This window comes from Propionivibrio dicarboxylicus (genome assembly GCF_900099695.1).
GTDB lineage: Bacteria > Pseudomonadota > Gammaproteobacteria > Burkholderiales > Rhodocyclaceae > Propionivibrio > Propionivibrio dicarboxylicus.
Genome location: NZ_FNCY01000011.1, coordinates 89048 through 111386, shown reverse-complemented (window position 1 = coordinate 111386; position 22339 = coordinate 89048). Strand labels below are relative to the sequence as shown.

Genomic DNA, 22339 nt, shown 5'->3' with positions numbered 1-22339 from the left:
CCATGATCAGAGTGACCGTAATATCGTTTTCGGATGGCCGGAAAAGAGTGCACGACGAACTCGAACCGTATATCGCGAAGCAGGCCGAGCGCATTCGCGCCAGTCTTGAGTCGACCGGAGAGGTTCAGGTGCGATTGGCTGAAAGCATCGTCTGGAACAACGCGTTGGCCAAGTCGGAGGCCATCGCCTGTTTGGCCGATTATCCGGATGCCGTGATCTTGAACATCCCGGTGTTTGCTTTCCCCAATTTCGCCATGATCGTCGCGTCATTGGTGACGGCGCCGTGTCTGGCGATTGCGCCGGTTAACGGAAAGCTTCCCGGACTCGGCGGCCTTCAAGCCGCCACCAATGCTATTCGCCAGGTCGGGTTCAAGTGCGACAAGGTCTGGGGCAATATCGATGAGCATACGACCCTCGACAAGGTGATGTCATTCCTTCGTGCCGCGCACGCCGTCACGCAACTGAAGGGACAGGTCTATGGGCTGATCGGCGGCAGGAGTATCGGCATGGCTTCCGGCGCCGTCAATCCGGACGCCTGGATGCGGATTTTCGGCGTCGATGCGGATCATGTCGATCAGTCCGAGATCCTGCGGCGTGCCGAGCATGTCGATCCGGAGCGGGTTGAGGCGGCGCTGTCGTGGCTCGCCCAGAATGTGCGGGCGATTCATTATGACGGCGACAAATTGACGCCGGAATCGCTGAAGATGCAAATCCGCTGTTATATGGCGACCAAGGAATTGATCGAGGAGCGGCATTTCGATTTTGTCGGCGTGAAATGCCACTATGATCTGAGCGAGTACTATGTGACTCAGTGCCTCGCGGCCGCGCTGTTTAACGATCCTTACGACTGGGACGGCAGCAAGAAACCGGTGATCTATTCGTGCGAAGCGGACGCCGACGGCGCCCTGACGATGCAGATCATGAACCTCGTTTCGAACAAGCCAGCGCTGTTCTTCGATTTCCGGCATTACGACAAAGAGGCCTGCGTGTTCGTGTTCTGCAACTGCGGTTCCATGTCGACCTGGTATGCCGCCCGTAGCAGTAAGCCGGAAACGAATCTGAAGAAAGTATCCCTGCATCCGATCATTTCCAAGTACGGCGGAAAAGGCTGCCATGTGCAATACATCGCCGATCGGGGCGAAATGACCTTGGGAAGGCTGACCCGGGTCGGCGGGGAATACAAGATGACGCTGTTCCGCGGGCGCCTCAAGTCGTTTCCGGAAGAAAAGCTGCAGGAGTCCTGCTCGGTGTGGCCGCACGGTTTCCTCGAGCCTTATGTCGACCCGTGGCGGGTGATCGAAGGCTACGACTGCAATCATGTGCACGGAATATACGGCGACTATGTCGATGCATTGGTGAAATTCTGCGAACTGAAGGACATTCAATGCGAAGTCCTGAGTTGAGAAGCGTTTGCTGAAAACGTCGAGGATGGGGACGCAGGAACGAATACAGGAGGATTGACAGATGAATTCAGGAGAAATATTCATCGGTAACGATCATGGCGGTTTTAACCTGAAGGTCAGGATCGTCGATGTGCTCGAGAAGAAAGGCATTCCCGTCCATGATGTCGGAACCGGCTCAACGGATATCGTGCGATATCCCTATTTTGCCCAGAAGGTGGCCGGTGCCGTTTCGGAGGGACGGGTTTCGCGCGGCATCCTGATTTGTTCGACGGGCATCGGCATGAGCATCATCGCCAACAAGTTCCGGGGAGTGCGCGCATCGCTGTGCACGAGCACTTTCATGGCCAAAATGACGCGCGCGCACAATGATTCCAACATCCTGGTGCTTGGCGGCAAGATCACCGGTGAATTGGAAGCGCTGGATATCCTCGACGCATGGTTGTCAACGGACTATGAAGGTGGGCGCCATGCCATATCGCTGGGGCTGATCAGCGAAGCCGAGGAAGTGCTCTGCAATCCGGCGGGCTGGCATCCTTCGGCGCCGCCCCCCTGATCCTTCCAACACCGAAGAAGCCGGACGGAAATCTCCACTTTCATCCGGTCGGCAATCGGAGGGAGATGTTCAGGGTGTGTTCTAACACCGCGATCAAGGCTTGATTGTGACTTCCCCCCAAGGCGGGCAGTCGTCGCTTGGCGATAGTTATTGGCTATTGAAAATATAGACTTTAATCATTGGACGCTATCGCGGGGTGTCGCGACAATGAGGATCAAAGGCAAGCCAACGAGGAGATCGTCATGAACATGCTGGATTTGCGCCGCCTGGGACGTGGTTTTTCGGACGTGTTTTCCCAGTGTGAACTGACCCCGAGGCTAGTACTGGGAATCGCCATCAATCTGTGCGGTGCGATGGTGCTCCTCGGTGGCGGGCTGACGTGATCGCACCGGTGCTCGATCGAAACCGTCGCCCGATCGAGCGACCCTTCATCCAAACCAATGCATTTGAAAAGGAGACCCTTCATGGCCACGAAGAAATCGAAGAAGTCCGTCATTGACATCGGCATCGGCGTCGCCGACCGCGAGGAAATCGCCCGGGGCCTGTCCATGCTGCTGGCCGACAGCTACTCGCTTTACCTGATGACGCATAATTTTCACTGGAACGTGAAGGGGCCGATGTTCAATACGCTCCACGTCATGTTCATGGCGCAGTACACGGAGCAATGGAACGCGCTCGACCTGATCGCCGAGCGTATCCGCGCGCTCGATTTTCCGGCGCCGGGTACCTATCGGGAGTTCCAGAAGCTGTCGTCGATCAAGGAGGTCGCCGGCGTGCCGAAGGCAGTCGAGATGATTCGCCTGCTGGTCGCGGCGCAGGAAGCGACGGCGCGTACCGCCCGCAGCGTCTTGCCGATCGCCGACAAGGCCAACGACCAGCCGACGCTGGACCTGCTGACGCAGCGTCTCGACGTGCATGAGAAAACGGCCTGGATGCTGCGCAGCATGCTCGAAGAGTAATCGGGCGGTATTGATTCGTGTTCGCGGTAAGGGCGCGCTTCGCGCGGGATGGATTTTCCCTTCCGCGCGAATGGGCGCGTGCTGCGCCGGGAAAATGACGGAGGCTTGACTCCGCGCCTTACAGGACGCCGGTGTGGCGGAGATGCTCGGCGAATTTCCGGTCCTGTTTGTTGATGTGATCCAGCCACCATTCCTTGAGGAAATTCAGCACGATCGTGGCGTCGTTGTTGACGATGCCCTCGTGCAGGATTTCATGCGCCTGGCTTTGCAGGTCGCGGTGCAGCAGAAGATGCGCGTCGAGGTCGCGAAAGCCGTGCAGCTTCATCAGTTCTTCCTCGGTTTCGAAATGGATCTTCGTGTATTGCTCAAGCACGTTCAGCGTCGGGCGCAGGGCAGCGACGCCGCGCTTCATCTGCATGAAATAGAAGAGCGAGTTGATCGTGCCGACGGCGACGCGGTGCTGTTCGTCGATGATGGGAATCCCGATTTCGTTGTCCTTGCTCCAGACGATGTAGAGGTCTTTCATCACAGGCGCTCCCGAGGCTGTATTTGGAATGACAATGCGCTTACAGTATCTCGCCAAACGGGTGCGCCTGTCACGATGCCGCCTGCCGATCGGCGCACATGGCGCGGCGCGGCCGCCGCAGCCTGGGCCGCGACGGCCGCCTGCCGTCGGGTCCTGCTTCGAGGGATTAAATTGCCTTCACGGCCGCCGGCCGTTTTCAGGGCGATGTTGTGGCGTCAGCCGATCTGCACATCAACTCGTCAGGACGTCGGTATACGAGCACGGGAATACGGCTGTGGGCGAGCACGTTTTGCGTCTCGCTGCCGAGGAGCAGCGCGCCGATGCCCCTGTGTCCGTGCGATGCCATGAAAATCAGGTCGCACCCCTGACGCTGGACGGCTTCGACGATTGCCTCGCTGGGCGCGTCGCAGGTCATCGTCAGCGAGGCGCACGCGACCCCGGCGGCAGTGGCGCGTCGCTCGGCGTCGCCGAGAATCTCCTGCGCGATGCTGTCTTCGCCTTGATGAAAGCGGTGCAGCATCTGCGGGTCGCCGATCGCCCCCATGTCGACGTACAGCGCCGGCAGGCGTTGCTCGGCGTGAAAGAAGGTGATGCGGGCGTCGGCGTCGTGCGCGAAGGCGATGGCGTGCTCGACCGCGTCGCAGGAGAGCGGCGAGCCGTCGGTGGGAACGAGAAGATGCTTGAACATGTCTGTTTTCCTTAGGGAAATGTGGGGCGGCATTCAGTGGCCGCCGGCGCCGGGCTCGACCATCCGAGACGGTTTCGGCGCCAGCCAGATGACGCTCGCGGCGACGATGAAGGCGAGCCCGATGCCGATCATCAACTGGTTGGTCGCCAACATGACGCTCTGCTGGGTGATCATGGTGTCCACCACTGACAGCGTCGCCTCGGGCGTGCTGCCGGCGCTGTCGAGCAGGGTGCGCACGCTCTGGTCGGCGTCGGCGAGGCCGACGAGTTCGGCGTGGTTGGTGATGATCCTGTTCGACCAGAGCGTGGTGACGACCGACGTCGCGGCGGCGCCCGACAGCGTGCGCAGGAAATTCATCAGTCCGGCGGCCGAGTCCATCTCGTGTTCGTCGACGCTGGCCAGCGCCAGCCCGGTGGTCGGGACGAAAAAGAGCGGCAGGCCCAAGCCCATGACCATCAGCGGTATCGAGACGTCCCAGAAGCTCATGTCGGTCGTCGCTACCGAACGCCAGAGCGTTACCAGACCCATCAGCACGACACCGACGAAGACCAGGCGGCGGGGGTCGCTGCGATGCGCCGCCTGGGCGACGATGGGCGCGAGAAATACAGCGGTGACGCCGGACCAGGCGGTCGCCAGTCCGGCGATCGTCGCCGTGTAGCCCATGAAGCTCTGCAGCCAGAGCGGCGTCAGCACGTTGACGCCGAAGAAGGCGGCGAATGCCAGGGTAATGGTCAGGACGCTGGCGGTGAAGCCGCGGTGACGGAATACCTTGAGGTCGACGATCGGATGCGTCTCGTACGACTCCCAGATCAGGAAGGCGGCGAAGCCGGTCGCGGCAATGACCGCCAGCGCGATGATCTTGTTCGAGGCGAACCAGTCGAGATCCTTGCCTTCGTCGAGCATCAGTTGCAGTGCCGCGACCCAGACGACGAGCAGGGCGATGCCAATGGCATCGATCGGGTTCTTCGCCAGCGGTTCGGTGTAGCGCTTGAGGAGATTCCAGGCGAAGAGCGCGCAGACCATTCCGATCGGGGCATTCAGGTAGAACACCCACGGCCAGCTGTAGTCGTCGCAGAGATGGCCGCCGAGGATCGGGCCGACGACCGGCGCGATGAGCGTCGTCATCGACCACAGGCCGATCGCCGCTGCCGCCTTCTCCTTGGGAAAGATCCGCATCAGCAGCGTTTGTGACAATGGCATCAACGGGCCGCCGGAAAAGCCCTGGAATATCCGTGCGACGACGAGCAGTCCGAGCGAGTTCGACAGGCCGCAGATGGCCGAGAACGTCCCGAACAGCGCCATCGATCCGACGAAGACGCGGACCGAGCCGAAGCGGGCGGCGAGCCATCCGGTCAGCGGCACGGTGATCGCCTCGCCGACGGCGTAGGCGGTGATGACCCAGGTGCCCTGGCTCGTCGTCGCGCCGAGGCTGCCGGCGATGTTGGGCACCGAGACGTTGGCGATGGTCATGTTCAGCACGGCGATGAAATTGGCCGCGGCGAGAATGATGGCCGCCACCCACAGCATGCCGCCTGTCAGCGGGGCGTCCGTGTCCCGCGGGGCGGGCAGCGCTAGCGTATCGCTCATCGGGGCGTCTCCGCTCAGTTCAGCTTGCGGGTGTCGATCTCGGCCGTCATCGACAGTCCGACCTTGAGCGGATGCGTGGCGATTTCGCCCGGATCGAGCTTGATGCGCACCGGCAGACGCTGGACGACCTTGATCCAGTTGCCGGTGGCGTTCTGCGCCGGAATGGCGGAGAAGGCAGCGCCGGAGCCGCCGGAAAAGCCCTCGACGATGCCGTGGTAGGTGACGCCGCCGCCGTAGAGGTCGGCATGCAGCTTGACTGGCTGGCCGGGGTGGACGTTTTCGAGCTGAACCTCCTTGAAGTTGGCGTCGACGTGCATTTCCTGGACCGGCACGACCGCCAGCAGCGGCATGCCCGCCTGCACGCGCTGACCGAGCTGGACCGTGCGCTTGGCGACGATGCCGTCGACCGGGGCGCGCACGACGGTGCGTTCGAGGTCGACGGCGGCCTGGTCGCGGCGGGCGCGGGCGAGGGTGACTTCCGGATTGGTTTCTTCGGTGGCGTTGGCGATCAGGACGGCGTTGGCTTCGCGCGAGCTGAGCGCGGTGCTGCGGTTGGCCTTGGCCTGGGCCGCGACGGCGCGACTGGCGTCGAGATTCGCCTGGGCCGCGGCGAAGGCATTGGTCGCGCGCGTCAGTTCGTCGCCGGAGACCGAGCCGGAGGCTGCCAGCGCCTGGCGCCGGTCGAGATCGATCCGGGCGCGTTCAAAGTCGGCTTCGGCGGCGCTCAGCGCGGCGGCGGCGCGCTTTTCGTCGGCTTCCCGCGCGGCGATCTGCGCCGCCAGGCTGCCGTCGTTGGCGACAAAGCCCTTGACGCGGCGGACGGCGCGGGCGAGGTCAGCTTCGGCTTGGGCGAGGGCCAGCGTCGCATCGGTCGGGTCGATGCGGACGAGGATGTCGCCCTGCTTGACCGCTTGCGTGTCGGTGACCAGCACTTCGCTGATGGTGCCGCCGACCGACGGTGTCACCTGCGCGACCTCGACGGCGGCATAGGCGTTGTCGGTCGAGACGAAATGCGCGCCGTAGAAGAACCAGTACGCACCGCTTGCGACGGCGACCAGGCCGACGCCACCGGCGAGGGCGCCGAGCAGGGTCTTGCGGCGCGAGGTCGGGGAAAGTTGGAGGGTGTTCTCAGACATGGAGCGGTCCTTGTGGAATTAGAGGGAGTCGATGTGATAGCCGCCGCCGAGCGCGCGCTTGAGCGCGACGTCGAGCACGAAGGCGCGGGACTGGAGCACGGCGAGCGCGCGCTGGTTGCCGAGAAGCAGGTCTTCGGCCGACAGCACTTCGAGATAGTTGGCGAGGCCGCCTTCGTAACGGTTGCGCGCGACGCGGTGCGCGTCCCCGGCCGCCTCGACGGCGGTCCGGCTCTTTTGCAACTGCGCGCTCAGCGCTTTCTGGCTCAGCCCGGCACTGGCGACGTCCTGCAGGGCCTGGGCGACCGTGCGGTCGTAGGTGGCGACAGCTTCGTCATAGGCGGCCGACGCGTCGCGCAACTCGCCGCTCAAGCGGCCGCCGGTAAAGATCGGCAGCGAGATCGCCGGGCCGGCCGAGCCGAATTTCGAGCCGCCATCGTGCAACTGGTTGAGCCCGAGCGATTGCAACCCGATCATCGCCGACAGGTTGACGTTGGGGTAGAACTCGGCCTTCTTCTGCTCGATGCGGCGCGCCTGGGCTTCAGCCATGAGACGCGCGGCGACGATGTCGGGACGGCGTCCGAGCAGGTCGGCGGCGAGTTCCGGCGGCAGGCCGAAGGCGCCGTCCAGGCGGATCGTCGGGCGCTCGATGCGCAAGCCCCGGTCGGGACCGGCGCCGAGCAGCGCGGCCAGACGGTGGCGCTGCAGGTCGATCTGCTCGTCGAGGGCCAGCACTTCGCCCTCGGCAACCGCCAGCCGGGCGCTCGCCTCGTTGAAGCTGCCGCGGGTTTCCAGACCATTGGCGAAACGCTGGTCGAACAGTTCCGCCGTCTTGCGACGGATCTCGACCGAGCGGCGCGCGGTGTCGCGGACGGCAAAGCGCTGGGCCAGTTCGGCATAGTTCGTGGCGATGGCCACGGCCAGGCTCAGCCTGGCTTGCGCCAGCTCGGCCCGGCTGGCTTCGATCTGTGAGGTGGCGGCGGCGAGGCCGGCCCGGTGCTTGCCCCAGAAATCGATTTCCCAGCCGAGGTTGAGCGTCGCCTGGCCGTAGTCGTTCCAGCCGTCGGGCAGCGCCGAACGCGGCATCAGGTAGTTGTAACTCTGCTTCTGCTCGCTGGCCGACACGTTGACGCCGACCTGTGGCAACAGGGGCGATCCGGCGACTTGCGCACCGGCTTCGGCCCGGCGCAGGCGCGCCGTGGCCGCCGCCATGTCGGGCGAATCGCGCAGCGCCTCGTCGATGAGCGCGTCAAGCTGCGCGTCGCCATAGGCGGTCCACCAGCGATCGGCTGGCCAGGCGGCGGCGGGGGCAGCGAAGGCGCTGCTGGTTTCGTAACCGGACGCGGGTTTCAGCGTCTTGGCCAGGTCGAGCGACGGCAACTGGGCGCAGCCGGCGAGGCCGACGATCGATGCCAGGGCCAGCGCCAGCGAACACGGCGCAGGTCGGCGGGGAGGTCTGTTCTTGCTCATGCAAACTCACTTTCTAAACTGTACTAAACGTTACGGTACAGAATCGATTATAACCGACTCGGTGTAAAATTGAACCGTTCGGTACATTTTTTGAAAGGTGTCAGCGATGCGTGTGAGGACCGAGGCGAAGCGCCAGGCGATTCTGGATGTCGCGGCAAAAACATTTCAGGAACTGGGATTCGCGCGGACGTCGATGTCCGAGATCTGCGCCCGGGTCGGGGGCTCGAAGGCGACGATCTACAATTATTTCGCGTCCAAGGAAGAACTGTTTTCCGAGGTCATGTTTCAATCGACCGAGGCCGAATTCATCGTCATCCACCATGCGCTGGCCGAGTCGACCGACGATATTGCCGCATCGCTGCGCCGTTTCGGCGAGCGCCTGCTCGGCTTCATCTATTCTCCCCGCATTCGCGCCGAGCGGCACCTGGCGATCGCCGAATCGAAGCGTTCGGACTTGGGGCGGCTCGTGTATGAGCGCGGCGTGCTGCGCAGCCAGACGCTGATGTCGGCGTTCATGGACGGCGCCATGTCGGACGGCCGTCTGCGGCGCGCCGACCCGCTGGTGGCAACCCGGCATTTCATCGGATTGCTGGAAGCGGAATTGCTCGAGCCCTTCCTCCACCATCAGTTGGGCGACGTCGATGACGCGCAGATCAAGGCCGTTACTGCTCGCGCCGTCGACGTCTTCATGGCCGGGTACGGCGCGGCGCGCGCGTGATACCGCCCGTCAGCGCCACGGGTTTTGCACCGCCGGCGCGTGTCACGCAGCGACAGGCGAGCGATTATTGAACGAAGAAATCCGTGATCAGCGCATCCTTGACGGCCGACGGCTCGGTCTCGCGAAAGGCCTGATTGATTTCCTTGACGATCTGCCGCTTCAGCTCGATCTTGCCCTTGTTCGACAGCAACACCTCCGATGCCTGTTCGCTGAGGACGAGCAGGATCTGGTGCATCAGCTTCGGCTTGAAGCGCAGGAAATGCGCGGCCAGGCGACTGTCGGCATACTCCAGGACGATGGCGATCCGCAAGATGCCCCTGCGATAGTCGTCCCTCTTGATGTTGACCAGGAACTCCATCGGTTCGGGCGGTTTGACGACGGCCGTTTTATCGGATGCCCACGACGGAAGGGCGCAGGCGAGCAGGACGAACGCGACAAGATGCGGCAGACGCGCCAGGATGAAACGCCGGAGAGGGGGGCAATACGCGCTCATGGAAGATTCGGTAGCGTCGCACGTTCGGAAGAGGCGAGGCTTTCGGCATGTTGCCAATGCGCCGATTGCCTCGATGCCGACTGATTATAGTGAGACGGAATCGCGAACAGGCGTGTCGCAGTGCCCAAAATGGGCGGTCATGATGGGGCGTGGAAGGGCAGTTTTTGCCTTGTCGAGGCCACGACGCGGCGACGCGAACGGAATCGTGGCGGCAGCCGCTTCAGCCGATCGGCGAGCACCCGGCAATCGGCATTCCGGTCAGTTCCCGCATGCGTCGTTCAGCTGCGCAAGAGAATCTTCGCGATTCTTTCGTGGGTGTGCATGAAGTCGATGAAGTCCTTGTAGCCGACTTCCGGAAGGGTTTTTGTCCGAGGTTTGTTCGTTAACACGAAGCCGTCGTCTTCCCTCCTGATATGTCCGTCCCGTTCCAGAATCGCCAGCTTGCGACGAACCGTTTCCCTGGGAATGCCCGTGGATAGGGCAATCGACGAGGCGTTGCACGGCTTGAGGCTGCCCGGCGAATGCAAAGCGTCCAATTCCTCCTCGATTCCTTGCGCGTAAGACTCGTGCTCGCCGATGACGCCCGAGACATTCCGGAAGGCGATTTCCCCGAGAATCATCGGCAGAAGAAGATCGCCGTCATAAAGGGTGTAAAGCATCCGCGCATGTCTGACGTGGTACTGCCCGAGAATCACGGCAAACTGCAGTTCGTTCTCCGCATGGCGTCGCCGATCGAGTGCCGTGTCGCGGCTGATGGATCGGGGTGTCTTGGGGGTGGCCATGGAGTGTTCTTCCGTGAAGTGCCCAAAATGGGCACAAAATGTTTGAGCGAGTGTACTTCCATGCAGTAGATTCCGCCAGCTCCGTCGGACAACTACACGGGACTCGCTCCCCAAAAAAATGAAAAACGTTTCCATTTCCCTGCGCCTGATCGTGCTGATTGCGTGTTCGATCATCGCGCTGATTATGGTCGGTGCAACTGGCCTGTCCGCCGCCAACAAGGCGGAAAGCGGCATCGCCAACATTCGCGACGACAGTCTCGCCAGCATCAAGGTGCTGAATGCTGCGCGCGCAGCGTTCCAGAGTTTTCGCGTCAATGCGTATGCCCATGTGCTTAGCACGGGCGACGCTGACATGGATGCGATCGAACAACGTTGCCGGGAGTTGGAAGCGCGCGTCGAGGAAAATCTGAAAGCCTACGAAAAGCTGCTGGTCAATGAGGAAGACAGGAAGCTGTTCGAGGCCGAGGTCCGCGATTTCCAGGCCTACAAAGCGCTGTTCTGGCGGGATCTGCGGCCAGTGTCGCGACAGAACGACACCGCCAAGGCGACCGAATTGTTGCGCGTGACCATGCGGCCGATCGCCCTGAACCTGCAGCAGGGATTCGACAAGCATGTGGTTTTCAACGACACCATGGCGGTCGGCTATGCCAACGAGGTCGGCGAGACCGTCGCCACGAAGAAACTGCAGATCGCCGTGATGATCGCGCTTGCCGCGCTCTTCGTCGGCGGTATCGGATTCGTCATGTATTCGATTATCCGTGGCTCGCTCAACCATATCCGCGATCGCGTCGCGCTGGTCGAGTCGACACTGGACTTCACACAACGCGTCGAGATTGCGCGCAAGGACGAAATCGGAATTGCCGGGGAAGCGCTCAATCGATTGCTCGGCAAGCTCCAGGACAGCCTCAAGACGATCATGACGCGCACCGAACATGTCGCGCATTCGGCCGGTGAACTGGCGACGACGTCGAAGCAAGTGGCCATCGCCTCGCAGCATCAAAGCGAAGCGGCGTCGACGATGGCGGCGACCGTCGAAGAGATGACGGTCAGCATCAGCCATGTCGGCAACCAGGCGCAGGAGAGCGATCGTCTCTCCGCCGAGTCGGGCCGCCTGGCCGCTTCGGGCGAGGCGATCATTGGCGCCACGGTCAATGACATCCACAATATTTCGGCGACCGTTCGCTCTGCCGCAGAGAAGATCCGCGAACTCGAACAGCATGGACAGCAGATCGCCAGCGTCGTGGCGGTCATCAAGGAGGTCGCAGACCAGACCAACCTGCTCGCGCTGAACGCGGCGATCGAAGCGGCGCGGGCCGGCGAGCAGGGCCGAGGGTTTGCCGTCGTTGCCGACGAGGTGCGCCAACTGGCGGAGCGCACGGCGAGTTCGACGCATGAAATCGCCGCGACGATCGCAGCGATGCGGACGGGCGCCACCGACGCCGTCGTCAGCATGCAGCAGATCGTCGGCGAGGTGAGCAACGGCGTCGAATCGGCGCAGAAGGCGAGCGACGCCATCCAGAGGATCGGTGCCGGCAGTCGCGCCACGGTCGAGATGGTCGAGGAGATTTCGACGGCGATTCGCGAGCAGGCCAGTGCGATGACCGGAATCGCGCAGCAGGTCGAGCGGGTTGCGCAGATGTCGGAGGAGAGCAACGCCGCCGCGGAGAACAGTGCGCAGGTGGCCGGCGATCTCGATCAGGTGGCCTCGGAAATGCGGCGGATCGTCGCCGCCTATCGTCTATGAGCTGAAAAGGAAGATCTCGTGGCCGCCGATGTCCCTATCCTGGGAACGACCGACTTGCAGGATCGCGACGGGATCGCCGTGCGTCCGGATGCCTGCATCCGCCACGGCGGGCAGCGCCATGGCGAAGGGCGGGCGCGGGATCAGAACAACGGAAAGCGAAGGACCTGGCGCGCCTCGATGCATTCTTCCTGAAGCGCGTGCAGGTGCCGCGTCACCTCGTCGCGCAGCGCATGCAGTTCGCTCAGCCGGCCGCGTGCCAGTTCGGTCTGGCCATTCGCCCACAATTCGGTCAGTTCCAGACCGAGCGCATGCATCGACGCGTGCAGCGGGCCGAGCGCGGCGAACGCCGGCAGACGTCCGTAGTGCGTCTGTCCGTCGCCGTGGTACCACTGCCCGAAGCGGTACTCGCAGAGGTCGGCGACGGTCGCGACGCTGCTGGCGACGAAGCACGATTCGACGCATTTGACCCAGTGGCGCAGTTCCACTTCGGCATAGGTCAGCGGCAGATCGTCGCGCGTGGCGGCAAGATTGCGACAGGCGCTCCAGCTGGGTTCGGGTTTCCAGGTCGCCGCCCAGGCGGGGATGTCGTTTGCCGGCATCGGGCGGGCGATGCCGTAGCCCTGGGCGAGGTCGCAGCCGAGGCGGAGCAGCAGTTCGCCGTGTTCGGCCGTTTCGACGCCTTCGCCGATCACCGTGCGCCGGAACGCCGCGGCGAGGCCGATGACGCCTTCGACGATGGCCATATCCTCGGAATCCCAGAGCATGTCGCGGACGAAGCTCTGGTCGATCTTGAGCACACTGGCCGGCAGGCGGCGCAGATAGGTGAGCGACGAGTAGCCGGTGCCGAAGTCGTCGAGCGAGAAGCGCACGCCGAGCGACCGGCAGTCCTCGATCAGGCGCGAGATCCTCGAGACGCCTTCGAGCGCAGCGGTCTCGACGACCTCGAGTTCGAGATTGTCGGCCGGCACGTCGGCGTGGGTTTCGAGCTTGGCCTGCAGGCGCTGGAGAAAATCCTCCTGCTGCAGATGCAGGGCGGCGATATTGACGCTGACCGGCAGGCTCAGTCCCTGCGATCGCCATTCGGACATCTGGCGCAAGGCCGTGTCCATGACCCAGTCGCCGATGCGGACGATCAACTCGTCGTCCTCGATCAGCGGCAGGAATTCGCCCGGCGAGATCAGTCCGCGTTCCGGGTGTTGCCAGCGGATCAGGGCTTCGGCGCCGGCGATTTCGCCGCTGCGCATGTTGACCTTCGGCTGGTAGAACAGTACGAATTCGCTCCGCACCAGCCCCTGGGCGATCTGGCGCCGGGTTTCGAGGTGCGTCTGCGTCTGCCGGTCGCGCTCGGGGTCGAACAGGTGATAGCGGTTCTTGCCCGCCTGCTTCGCCTGGTACATGGCCTGGTCGGCGTGACGGAGAAGGGTGTCGGCATCGCTGCCGTTTTGCGGATAGAGCGTCACGCCGAGGCTGGCGGACAGTTGCAGCGTGTGCTGCCGGATCTTCACCGGGGTCGCCGCCGCCTGCTGCATGCGCGCGAGGATGCCCGTCCATTCTTCCTGCTCGCCGAGGTCGGTCAGCACGGCGACGAATTCGTCGCCGCCGAGTCGCGCCAGCGTGTCGCCTTCGCGCAGCGTGTCGCGCAGTCGCTGGGCGATGGCGATGAGCAGCAGGTCGCCGGTCTCGTGGCCGTGCAGGTCGTTGACTTCCTTGAAGCCGTCGAGATCGAGGTAGACGACGGCGAGGTTGCGCTTGCGCCGTTGGCTCTGGGCAATGGCCTGCTCCAGCCGGTCGGCGAGCAGGACGCGGTTCGGTATGCCGGTCAGCGCGTCGTAGTGCGCCATGCGTTCGAGCTGGTGCTGGTGTTCCTTGAGTTCGGTGATGTCGGAAAAGAGCGCGACGTAGTGGCGGGACTCGCCGTCGACGTTCTTGACCGCGGCGATGCTGAGTTTTTCGGCGTAGAGTGTGCCGTCGCGGCGCCGGTTCCAGACTTCGCCGTGCCAGTGGCCGAGCTTGACGAGGTCGCGCCACAGGTTGGTGTAGAACGCCGAATCCTGGCGGCCGGACTTGAGCAGGCGCACGTTCTGCCCCAGCACTTCCTCGCGTGAATAGCCGGTGATCCGGCTGAAAGTGTTGTTGACCTCGACGATGCAGCTGCGCGTGTCGGTGATGATGATGCCTTCGTGGGCATGGGTGAAGACGCTGGCCGCCAGCTTGAGCCGCGACTCGTTGGCCTTGCGCTCGGTGATGTCGGTGAACGAGAAAACGCGCCCGATGATCAGGTTGCCGTGCCGCGCCGGCCGCGACTTGCGTTCGAGGACGCCGCCGTTGGCCAGCATCAGGGTGTCGACCGTCTCGATATCGTCATAGGGCCGGATCTCGTCGATCCGCGCGCGGTAGGCCTCCGGATCGCGCATGCGGCCGGCCATGAATTCGAAGATTGCCGCATCGTCGTGCGCCAGCAACAGGTCTTCCGGGATCTGCCACAGCTCCGAGAAGCGGCGGTTCATGTTGAGGATGGCGCCGGAACGGTCTTCGACGAGGATGCCGTCGGCCGTCGCCTCGAGCGTCGCGCGCAGGCGGGCGCTCAGGTCGGCGAGTTCCTTTTCGGTGCGCTGCAGCTTGCCGACCGGCAGCGCGCAGACGACGAGCAGCGTCGAGTCGGGGGTCGCCCGGACGACCGTCTTGGTCGCCTGCAACACCTCGCCGTCGGCCTTCAGGTACGAGGCTTCGGCGTCGTGGAGTTCCGGGGCGATGCCGTTGCGCGCGTCTTCCCAGTAGAACACGTCGGACAGCGCGCACTCGATGTCGGTGACCTGCATCTTCAGCAGCGCCTCCTGCGCGTAGCCGAGATGCCGGGTGGCGGCGGCGTTGGCGGAGAGGATCGCCAGACTCGCCGGTTCGACCAGCAGCAGGATCTCGTTGCCGTGCGCGAGCAGCAGCTGATTCGTATCGAGGCTCATTTCGTTCCCTGAGAGGGTTGCACGCTGCTGTCGAAATAGTAGGTGACGCGCTGCCGCGGGCTCAGATAGGCGTGGATCGCCGGCGGCAGGAGCGCCGGGCGCAAGGCCTTGGCGATGACCAGTTCGGTTTCCTGTTCGAGGTTGAGCAGGATCGCTTCCTCTTTCGGCACGTCGGCGTCGTAGGCCATGATCCAGGGGCGCAGGGGCTTGGTCGGGTTGACCGACATCACCAGGCCGACGACGTCGTTCGACAGCGTGACGATCGAGCCCGGCGGATAGACGCCGAGGCAGCGGATCATCTGCTGCAGGATGGCGGTGTCGAATTTCGTCCGGCGCTGGCCGAACATGAAGGACAAGGCTTCGTGCGGCGTCAGTGCCTGGGCGAGGTCGGCGGGGTTGCAGAGATTGTCGTAGAAATTGACGAGCGAGACGACGCGGGCCGGGAAGGTGATCTTGTCGAGCCGGGCGCCGGTCGGGTAGCCCGATCCGTCGGCCATTTCGTGGTGCTGGAAGATGATCGCCAGGATGTCGGGCGGCAGGCCCAGCTGCTTGCCGAGGCGCACGCCGAACTCGCAGTGCATGGCGCGCAGGTCGCGCTCCGGCTTGGTGTATTCGTCCGGCCGCTTCTTGAGGACGCGTTCGGGAATCTCGGCGAGGCCGATGTCGTGCAACAGCGCGCCGAGGCCGAGGCTGTGCGCCTGGTCCGACGAAAGTCCCAGGCCCTTGCTCAGCATCATGCAGAGTACCGACACGTTGAGACTGTGCGAATACGATTCGACGCCGCTGAATTTCTCGCCCATGACGTGCAGCGTCACTTCCGGATGCTTGAGGAAGGCGGTCACCATCTGGTCGACCAGCACGTCCATTTCCTGCAAGGTCTCATCGCCCCGGTCGAGCAGCTTGCGATTCAGGTTGCGCAGGATGCCGGTGGCCTTGAGGTAGGTCTTGTCGACTTCCTCGATGCGGCGCCGGTGCGCGTCGAGGACACGGATGCGTTCCCGCCGGGCGGCAAACTCCGGCGAGAGGTCTGCGTCGTCGCTTTCGCCGATGCTTTCTCCGACGGTGTCGCTGACGGTGGCTTCGAGTTCTGCTGGCAGCGCTTCGACCGGGTCGTCCGGGTCGACATCGCTACGCTTCGGGTCGTAGCGGAAACGCGACTCGCCGAGCGACTTCAGGGTTCTGACCTGGTCTTCGCTGCTGATCCGGAAGCTGTTCAGCGTGAACGGATGCTGGAACCATGGCAGGTCTATGAAAACGTAAAGTCCGATTTGTAATTTTTCAACTGAAACATAATAGGTGCCTGAACTGCTGTTGTTTGCCATGAATCATCTCTCCGCGCCGCAATTATCCGTTGCCGGTCGTTTGAGTTCAATGGTTTGCTCTCAAGTCCATGAATATTTTCAAAGACGGCTGAATCGATGCACTGATGTGTGCTTCAGTTGGTCGCGTGTCGGGGCGCCCCGACGGTCCGTGTCTCCGAAGCCTGCGCCCGCCTGTCGCGAGGCGCTTTCGCGGCGATGAAACGAAGCGCAAACAGGCGCTTGCGCGCGCCGGCGGCATTGCGGCGACGCGTGTGTCGACGCTTCCTCGCCGTCGATTCGATCATTGGTGGATGCAAACGTTGGCGTGGATTTTCGCCGATTTACCCCGATTTACGGCGATGTCCGGAGGCTTGCCTCGGCCGCGTCGCTCGGGTCGCAGTAGCGCTGCCGGATCTCGGTGCATTCCGAAATCATCGTGACGAACAGCGTCACCAGCGCCGGGTCGAAGGCTTTGCCCGATTCGAGGACGATGTGGTTGATCGCCGCATCGAAGGACCAGGCTTTCTTGTAGGGGCGGGCGCTGGTCAGCGCGTCATACACGTCGCAGATCGCGGCGATTCTCCCTTCGAAGGGAATGGCCTCGCCGGCCAGACCCTGCGGATAACCCATGCCGTCCCAGCGTTCGTGGTGCGTCAGGGCGATGTTTCGCGCCAGGATCAGCAGGTCGCCGTCGTGGACGCCGATGATCTCCGCGCCGATTTCGGCATGGCGCTGCATTACCCGCCGTTCTTCGTCGGTCAGCTTGCCCGGCTTGAGCAGGATGTTGTCGGGAATCCCTATCTTGCCGATGTCGTGCATCGGCGCCGCGAGCTGCAGCAGGTCCGCCTGGGCTTTCGGCACTTTCGCCGCGAGGGCGAGACGATTGCAGTACAGGCTCATGCGGATGACGTGCATGCCGGTTTCGTTGTCGCGATACTCGCCGGCGCGGCCCAGACGCCGGATGATCTCGACGCGGGTCTCCTCCAGTTCGCGCGTGCGTTCCTGGACGCGCGTTTCGAGGGCGAGATTCTGGTTGTGCAGGGCCAGATGGATGCGGACGCGCTGCAGCACGATCGCCGGATGGCAGGGCTTGTGCAGGTAGTCGACGGCGCCCAGCCGGAGTCCGACCTCTTCGTTGCGGACGTCGTCCTGCGCCGTCAGGAAAATGACCGGGATATTGAGCGTGCGCAGATCGGCCTTGAGGCGGCGGCACACGTCGTAGCCGTCCATGTCGGGCATCATCACGTCGAGCAGGATGAGGCTTGGCTGGGGCTGCGCCTGGGCGGCCCGCAAGGCATCGGCGCCGTTGGTGGCAAAGGTCACCCGATAGTCGTCGCCGAGGATGGCGACCAGTGTCGCGATGTTCTCGGGAACGTCATCCACCACCAGAATGGTTTCACCGCCTTGGCTTGTCATGGTTTATCGCTCTCCGCATTGGTTATTTCGGCCGGCAGGGCCTGCAGCAGCGTCGCGGCCTGACGATAGTCGAAGCTGCCGATGGCGTGTCGTATCCGTGCCATTTCCGGCGCATCGATACCGCGGGCGGACAGCGCTTGACTCAATTCACCGAAGCACGTGGCCGCCGCCGTATCGTTGGCGTCGAGCAGCGCTATCAGGCGGGCGACGAGCGTCGGACAGTCGGCGCTATCGGTCGTCGCCGCCGGACTCTGCAGCGGCGCGTCGAGCAAGGGACCGAGCCGGAGCAGGCCCGGCAGGATGCGCGCCAGCTCCCGTTCGACGGCGACTTCGAGCGCAATCGCCGCCTCGACGTCGCGCCGCACCGTCGCTCGTTCGAGTTGCGCGGCAACGTCGCCGAGATCCCTGGCGCCGATCGATTGCGCCAGTCCCTTCAGCGTGTGGGCCAGGCGAGTCGCGGTGATCCAGTCGTTCGTCGAGCGTGCCCAGCGGAATTTTTCGAGGAAGACGAGCACGTGCTCGTCACGGAATTTCTGCAGGAGACGCAGGTAGAACTCCTTCTTGCCGAGCAGGTAGCCGAGTCCGACCGTCGTCTCGATGCCCGGCAGTTCCGGCAGGGCGTCGGCATCGGGCGGCGCCGATATTGGTGCCGGCGCGCGTCCGTCGTTCCCGTCGCCGCTCATGTCCGCGTCCAGCCCGTCTGGCGAGGCGCTGCACGATGTCCGGGAGACCGGCGGATTCAGTTGCAGCCACTGCAGCAGGGTCGTGAAGAAGCTGTCGGGATCGACGGGCTTGCTGATGAAATCGTTCATCCCCGCCTCTTCGCACAGACGCCGGTCTTCGTCGAAGGCGTTGGCGGTCATCGCCAGGATCGGGCGCTTTTCCCAGCCGGGCAGCAGGCGGATGATCCGGGTCGCTTCGGTGCCGTCCATTTCCGGCATCTGCATGTCCATCAGGATCAGGTCGTAGGCGCCGCCTTGCGCCTTGGCCACCGCTTCGGCGCCGTTCGCCGCGGTGTCGACGTGCAGGCCGACCGAGTGCAGCAGTTCGAGCGCGACTTCGGCGTTGATCTCGTTGTCCTCGGCGAGCAGGATGCGCGCGCAGCCAAAGCGCTGGCGCAGTTTTTCCTCGGCATTGTCCGACGCATTGAACGAGACGCTGGGCATGATGCCGTGGCCGCGCGCGAGCCTGGCGGTGAACCAGAAGGTGCTGCCGACACCGGGGATACTCTCGGCATCGGCCTCGCCGCCCATCAGGTTCGCCAGGCGGCGCGTGATCGCCAGCCCGAGGCCAGTGCCGCCGAACTTCCGGGTGATCGAGGCGTCGGCCTGCTCGAACGATTCGAAGAGCTGGGTCAGCTTGTCGGCCGGGATGCCGATGCCCGTGTCCTCGACCTCGAAGCGCACCAGCATGTCGTCGCCACGGTCCTCGAGCAGGATGGCGCGCAGCGTGATGCGGCCACGCTCGGTGAATTTGACGGCGTTGCCGGCGTAGTTGAGCAGGGCCTGGCGCAGGCGCGTCGGATCGCCGCGCAGCCAGACCGGCACCGAATCCGGATCGATCTCGATCGTCAGCCCCTTGGCCTTGGCCTGTTCGCCGATCAGCGACTGGATGTTGTCGAGGATGGCGGAGAGGTGGAAATCGGTGCTCTCCAGTTCCATGCGACCGGCCTCGATCTTCGAGATGTCGAGGATGTCGTTGATGATCGAGAGCAGGTGGAGGCCGGCGCTTTCGATCTTGCTCATGCGTTCGGCCTGTTCCGGTGGCTGTCCGGCGCGCTGGACGAGGTGGGTGAGGCCGATGATGGCGTTCATCGGGGTGCGGATTTCATGGCTCATGTTGGCGAGGAAGGCACTCTTCGAGCGCGTCGCCGCTTCGGCTTCCTCGGCCCGCAGCGCGAGTTCGCGCTGCATGATCCGCAACTGTTCGTTGCGCGCCCTGTGTTCGCTGTTGTCGATCAGGGTGCTGCGTGTGTAGAGGAATTTGCCCCTGGCGTCGCGGACCATGTCGCCGTTCACCAGGCAGGGCACGATCGTTCCATCCTTGCGCACGAAGTCGAATTCGAGGTCGCGTATCCGCCCGCTCCGGGCGAACTCGGAGAAATTCCGGTGCAGATGTTCGCGACTTTCCATCGTCATGAAGTCGCCGATGTTGCGACCGAGGAATTCGTTGCGCGAATAGCCGAACATCTCCAATTCGGTGTCATTGACGGCAATCACGCTTCCGTCCGGCGCCAGCGAGTGATAGCCGCAGGGCGCCCGGTTGTAGAGTTCGGTGATTTCCTCGGTCCGCAGCGTCAGGGTGCGATTCGCTTCGGCCAGTTCGGCCGTCTGCGCATCGACCAGTTCCTTGAGGTGCTTGCGGTGTTGCTCGAGTTCGGCTTCGGCGCGTTTGCGCTCGCTGATGTCCATGACGATGCCGAGATAGCGGTACGGCTTTCCGTCCGCATCGGTTTCCGGGCGGCCCCGGGACAACAACCAGCGTTCCGGGCCGGAGGCGGTGTTAACCCGCCATTCGACACTGAGCTCGGCGAACTGCCGGCTCGCCTCGCCGACGGCGGCGACGGCGCGCGCGCGGTCGTCCGGATGGATCGTTTCGAGCCAGGCCTCATAGGAGGGCTCGCAACTGCCCGGCTGCAGCCCGTACAGACGAAAGACCTCGTCCGACCAGATGTTCTTCTGCGTCTGCAAGTCCCATTCCCAGCTGCCGGCTTTGGCCGATTCGAGGGCCAGTCGGAGCCGCGATTCATTTTGCCGGATCAGCGCCTCGATGACTTTTTGCTCGGTGATGTCGCGGCCGACGACCACCGAACCGACGATCTGACCCTGTTCATCGCGGATCGGCGCGTAGCTGTAACTGCCGATCCAGGTTTCGCCAGTGTCCTTGCGGCGCAGGTGGATTTCGGCATTGCTGTCTGTCTCGCCGCGCAAGGCCCGCGGTACGGCCCATCGCTCGATCGGGATCGCCTCGCCAGTACTCGCATAGGCCTCCAGGATCGCCGGATACTCGGCTAGCGTTCTGGCGCAGGTGTCCTTGTCCTGGAATCGGTGCAGCCTGGCAAAGGCTTCATTGAGCTCGACCAGTTTCCCCGCCGTGTCGGAGATGCAGACGGCATCGGTCATGCTGGCCAGCGCCGCTTCCAGCTTGCGCTTGGTCGCCAGCACCTCGTCCCGCGTTTTCTTGCGCGCATCGATCTCCTCGATCACCGAAATGAAATAGTCGGGTTGTCCCTCCGCCGTCCAGATCAGGGCGACCGTCAGGTTGACCCAGACCTGGCTGCCGCCCTTGCGTAGATAGCGTTTTTCGACCGAGTAGGTGGAGAACTCGCGCGCCAGCATGCCCGCCACCAGATCCTGGTCATGGCTCAGGTCGTCGGGGTGGGTGATGTCCTGAAAGGTCTTTGTGAGCATTTCGGCGGGCGAATAGCCGACGATGCTGGCGAGTTTCCGGTTGACGCGCAACCACTGGCCGTCGGGGGCGACCAGCGCCATGCCGACCGCCGCCTGTTCGAAGGTGGCGGTGAAGCGCCCCTCGCTGGCGATCAGGTTCTGATAATCGATCTCGCGTTGCCTGGCGGCGGCATCGAGTTGATCGCGCACCTGGGCGATCTCGGCGATCTCGGCGCGCGGCGCGCCGGTCGCCGTCGGTTGCAGCAGGTTCGAAAAGCCCGACACCAGACGGCGGGCCGTGATCTTGCCGGCGGCGACACTGATGAGCAATACGGCCAGCAGTCCGGCCAGCAGTTGCAGGATCGCCGAGCGGACCGGTTGCCACAGCGCGGCGCTCGGAATGTCGACGACGACGGACCACGGCGCATTGTCCAGGCGGACGGCAATCCGCTTGCCCGCATCCTCGCGCGCTGCCGGATCGTCGTTCGTGGCACCACTACGGGCGATCGTCTTGCCGGTGCTGTCGACGAGCGCGAGGGACCAGCCGTTTTCGCTATGCGCGTTCTCGAGATGCTTCCGGAAGGAGTCGGTCTCGATCGTCGTCAGCATGACATTCACGGCCTTGCCCTGGCGCATGACGGGCACGGCGACGGCGACCAAGGGCGTGCGGGCGACCGGGCCGAAGAAGAGATTGCTGACGGCCGGCCGGCCGGTCGACACCGCCAGCGGCGCCGCCGCCTGTCCTTCCGGGCGGGGCAGTACGGGCAGCGGCTTGCCGAACGGTTGGCGCGTGTTGAACAGCATCTGCATGGGGCCGCTGGCACTGGCAAAAATCACATGGGTGCCGAAGCTTCTTTCGAAGGCCTGCGCTTCCCGGTACAAGGCCGGCCAGCCCTGGGGATCGTCCACATACGCCGAGTCGGCCAGCATGGCCAGGCCGGCGACGTAGGTTTCCAGTCGCTGGTCGATGGACAGGGCAATGTTGCGGGTGAGGTGCTGCGCGTCGTCGAGGAAGTCGGCCTGCTTGGCCTTGACGTTGTCGAAGGCCAGCCAGGCGGCGAGCAGCAGCGGCGGGAGCAGGCATAGCCAGATCAGGCGTGTGATGAAGGCGCGCATCGAGACATCCGCCGGGGCGACCAGCAGGCGGCCGATGCACGAAAGAATGCGGTTGCCGGTCATGACGCGGCGCTCCTGCCATGGCCGGTGCGGGCGGCTGC

The 22339-nt window shown here is 63.7% G+C and carries 17 protein-coding genes; 6 read left to right on the top strand and 11 right to left on the bottom strand.

What is annotated here, in order from left to right:
- Window positions 1-2: 2 nt before the first annotated feature.
- The 4 genes from BLR25_RS13535 to BLR25_RS13520 all read left to right on the top strand — a co-directional run bounded on the left by BLR25_RS13535 (window position 3) and on the right by BLR25_RS13520 (window position 2915).
- Complete coding sequence (locus tag BLR25_RS13535; RefSeq protein WP_091938416.1) at window positions 3-1403, top strand: L-fucose/L-arabinose isomerase family protein; 1401 nt, start codon at window positions 3-5, stop codon at window positions 1401-1403.
- Window positions 1404-1464: 61 nt separating this feature from the next.
- Window positions 1465-1956 (top strand): ribose 5-phosphate isomerase B, encoded by a 492-nt coding sequence (gene rpiB, locus BLR25_RS13530; RefSeq protein WP_091938415.1) that lies wholly within the window; start codon window positions 1465-1467, stop codon window positions 1954-1956.
- A gap of 242 nt (window positions 1957-2198) precedes the next feature.
- A complete protein-coding gene (locus BLR25_RS21300; RefSeq protein ID WP_176785889.1) occupies window positions 2199-2339 on the top strand; it encodes a hypothetical protein in 141 nt (46 codons plus the stop codon).
- 81 nt (window positions 2340-2420) lie between these two features.
- Complete coding sequence (locus BLR25_RS13520) at window positions 2421-2915, top strand: Dps family protein (protein WP_091938413.1); 495 nt, start codon at window positions 2421-2423, stop codon at window positions 2913-2915.
- Window positions 2916-3033: 118 nt separating this feature from the next.
- On the opposite strand, the gene BLR25_RS13515 is transcribed toward BLR25_RS13520, so the two are convergent.
- The 5 genes from BLR25_RS13515 to BLR25_RS13495 all read right to left on the bottom strand — a co-directional run bounded on the left by BLR25_RS13515 (window position 3034) and on the right by BLR25_RS13495 (window position 8319).
- A complete protein-coding gene (locus BLR25_RS13515) occupies window positions 3034-3441 on the bottom strand; it encodes a bacteriohemerythrin (protein ID WP_091938412.1) in 408 nt (135 codons plus the stop codon).
- A 196-nt stretch (window positions 3442-3637) separates the two neighbouring features.
- On the bottom strand, window positions 3638-4129 hold the full coding sequence (locus BLR25_RS13510) for a universal stress protein (protein ID WP_091938411.1): 492 nt from the start codon (window positions 4127-4129) through the stop codon (window positions 3638-3640).
- 33 nt (window positions 4130-4162) lie between these two features.
- Entirely contained in the window at window positions 4163-5716 is a 1554-nt protein-coding gene (locus tag BLR25_RS13505) for a DHA2 family efflux MFS transporter permease subunit (protein WP_218122743.1), read from the bottom strand.
- A 14-nt stretch (window positions 5717-5730) separates the two neighbouring features.
- Window positions 5731-6852, bottom strand: coding sequence for an HlyD family secretion protein (locus BLR25_RS13500; protein ID WP_091938410.1), 1122 nt, complete (start codon window positions 6850-6852; stop codon window positions 5731-5733).
- Window positions 6853-6870: 18 nt separating this feature from the next.
- On the bottom strand, window positions 6871-8319 hold the full coding sequence (locus BLR25_RS13495) for an efflux transporter outer membrane subunit (RefSeq protein WP_091938409.1): 1449 nt from the start codon (window positions 8317-8319) through the stop codon (window positions 6871-6873).
- Between the two features lie 106 nt (window positions 8320-8425).
- Between BLR25_RS13495 and BLR25_RS13490 the strand changes: the two genes are divergently transcribed.
- A complete protein-coding gene (locus BLR25_RS13490) occupies window positions 8426-9037 on the top strand; it encodes a TetR/AcrR family transcriptional regulator (RefSeq protein WP_091938408.1) in 612 nt (203 codons plus the stop codon).
- A gap of 64 nt (window positions 9038-9101) precedes the next feature.
- Here BLR25_RS13490 and BLR25_RS13485 read toward each other — a convergent pair whose 3' ends face one another.
- Both BLR25_RS13485 and BLR25_RS13480 read right to left on the bottom strand, forming a co-directional pair.
- Complete coding sequence (locus tag BLR25_RS13485) at window positions 9102-9530, bottom strand: flagellar basal body-associated FliL family protein (RefSeq protein WP_091938407.1); 429 nt, start codon at window positions 9528-9530, stop codon at window positions 9102-9104.
- Between the two features lie 278 nt (window positions 9531-9808).
- A complete protein-coding gene (locus BLR25_RS13480; protein WP_143009858.1) occupies window positions 9809-10447 on the bottom strand; it encodes a hypothetical protein in 639 nt (212 codons plus the stop codon).
- On the opposite strand from BLR25_RS13480, the gene BLR25_RS13475 reads away from it, so the two are divergent.
- Window positions 10431-12056 (top strand): methyl-accepting chemotaxis protein, encoded by a 1626-nt coding sequence (locus tag BLR25_RS13475; RefSeq protein ID WP_091938405.1) that lies wholly within the window; start codon window positions 10431-10433, stop codon window positions 12054-12056. The two genes, BLR25_RS13480 and BLR25_RS13475, sit on opposite strands and share 17 nt — an antisense overlap.
- Before the next feature lie 140 nt (window positions 12057-12196).
- Here the strand turns inward: BLR25_RS13475 and BLR25_RS13470 are convergent, their stop codons facing one another.
- The 4 genes from BLR25_RS13470 to BLR25_RS13455 all read right to left on the bottom strand — a co-directional run bounded on the left by BLR25_RS13470 (window position 12197) and on the right by BLR25_RS13455 (window position 22301).
- The gene (locus tag BLR25_RS13470; RefSeq protein WP_143009857.1) at window positions 12197-15016 is read right to left on the bottom strand and encodes an EAL domain-containing protein; all 2820 of its coding nucleotides are present in this window, start codon (window positions 15014-15016) and stop codon (window positions 12197-12199) included.
- The gene (locus BLR25_RS13465; RefSeq protein WP_091938404.1) at window positions 15013-16338 is read right to left on the bottom strand and encodes an HD-GYP domain-containing protein; all 1326 of its coding nucleotides are present in this window, start codon (window positions 16336-16338) and stop codon (window positions 15013-15015) included. The genes BLR25_RS13470 and BLR25_RS13465 overlap by 4 nt, the downstream gene beginning before the upstream one ends.
- Window positions 16339-16668: 330 nt before the next feature.
- Window positions 16669-17733: a response regulator gene (locus tag BLR25_RS13460; protein ID WP_091938403.1), complete on the bottom strand. Its 1065-nt coding sequence runs from the start codon at window positions 17731-17733 to the stop codon at window positions 16669-16671.
- Complete coding sequence (locus BLR25_RS13455) at window positions 17730-22301, bottom strand: PAS domain S-box protein (protein ID WP_091938402.1); 4572 nt, start codon at window positions 22299-22301, stop codon at window positions 17730-17732. Before BLR25_RS13455 ends, BLR25_RS13460 begins: the two co-directional genes overlap by 4 nt.
- Between the last annotated feature and the right edge of the window lie 38 nt (window positions 22302-22339).

Coding starts and splice junctions, on each gene's coding strand:
- BLR25_RS13465 (WP_091938404.1), bottom strand. CDS start 16,338: ATGGCAAACAACAGCAGTTCAGGCACCTATTATGTTTCAGTTGAAAAA.
- BLR25_RS13475 (WP_091938405.1), top strand. CDS start 10,431: ATGAAAAACGTTTCCATTTCCCTGCGCCTGATCGTGCTGATTGCGTGT.
- BLR25_RS13485 (WP_091938407.1), bottom strand. CDS start 9,530: ATGAGCGCGTATTGCCCCCCTCTCCGGCGTTTCATCCTGGCGCGTCTG.
- BLR25_RS13455 (WP_091938402.1), bottom strand. CDS start 22,301: ATGACCGGCAACCGCATTCTTTCGTGCATCGGCCGCCTGCTGGTCGCC.
- BLR25_RS13500 (WP_091938410.1), bottom strand. CDS start 6,852: ATGTCTGAGAACACCCTCCAACTTTCCCCGACCTCGCGCCGCAAGACC.
- BLR25_RS13515 (WP_091938412.1), bottom strand. CDS start 3,441: ATGAAAGACCTCTACATCGTCTGGAGCAAGGACAACGAAATCGGGATT.
- BLR25_RS21300 (WP_176785889.1), top strand. CDS start 2,199: ATGAACATGCTGGATTTGCGCCGCCTGGGACGTGGTTTTTCGGACGTG.
- BLR25_RS13480 (WP_143009858.1), bottom strand. CDS start 10,447: ATGGAAACGTTTTTCATTTTTTTGGGGAGCGAGTCCCGTGTAGTTGTC.
- BLR25_RS13505 (WP_218122743.1), bottom strand. CDS start 5,716: ATGAGCGATACGCTAGCGCTGCCCGCCCCGCGGGACACGGACGCCCCG.
- BLR25_RS13495 (WP_091938409.1), bottom strand. CDS start 8,319: ATGAGCAAGAACAGACCTCCCCGCCGACCTGCGCCGTGTTCGCTGGCG.
- BLR25_RS13490 (WP_091938408.1), top strand. CDS start 8,426: ATGCGTGTGAGGACCGAGGCGAAGCGCCAGGCGATTCTGGATGTCGCG.
- BLR25_RS13510 (WP_091938411.1), bottom strand. CDS start 4,129: ATGTTCAAGCATCTTCTCGTTCCCACCGACGGCTCGCCGCTCTCCTGC.
- BLR25_RS13520 (WP_091938413.1), top strand. CDS start 2,421: ATGGCCACGAAGAAATCGAAGAAGTCCGTCATTGACATCGGCATCGGC.
- rpiB (WP_091938415.1), top strand. CDS start 1,465: ATGAATTCAGGAGAAATATTCATCGGTAACGATCATGGCGGTTTTAAC.
- BLR25_RS13460 (WP_091938403.1), bottom strand. CDS start 17,733: ATGACAAGCCAAGGCGGTGAAACCATTCTGGTGGTGGATGACGTTCCC.
- BLR25_RS13470 (WP_143009857.1), bottom strand. CDS start 15,016: ATGAGCCTCGATACGAATCAGCTGCTGCTCGCGCACGGCAACGAGATC.
- BLR25_RS13535 (WP_091938416.1), top strand. CDS start 3: ATGATCAGAGTGACCGTAATATCGTTTTCGGATGGCCGGAAAAGAGTG.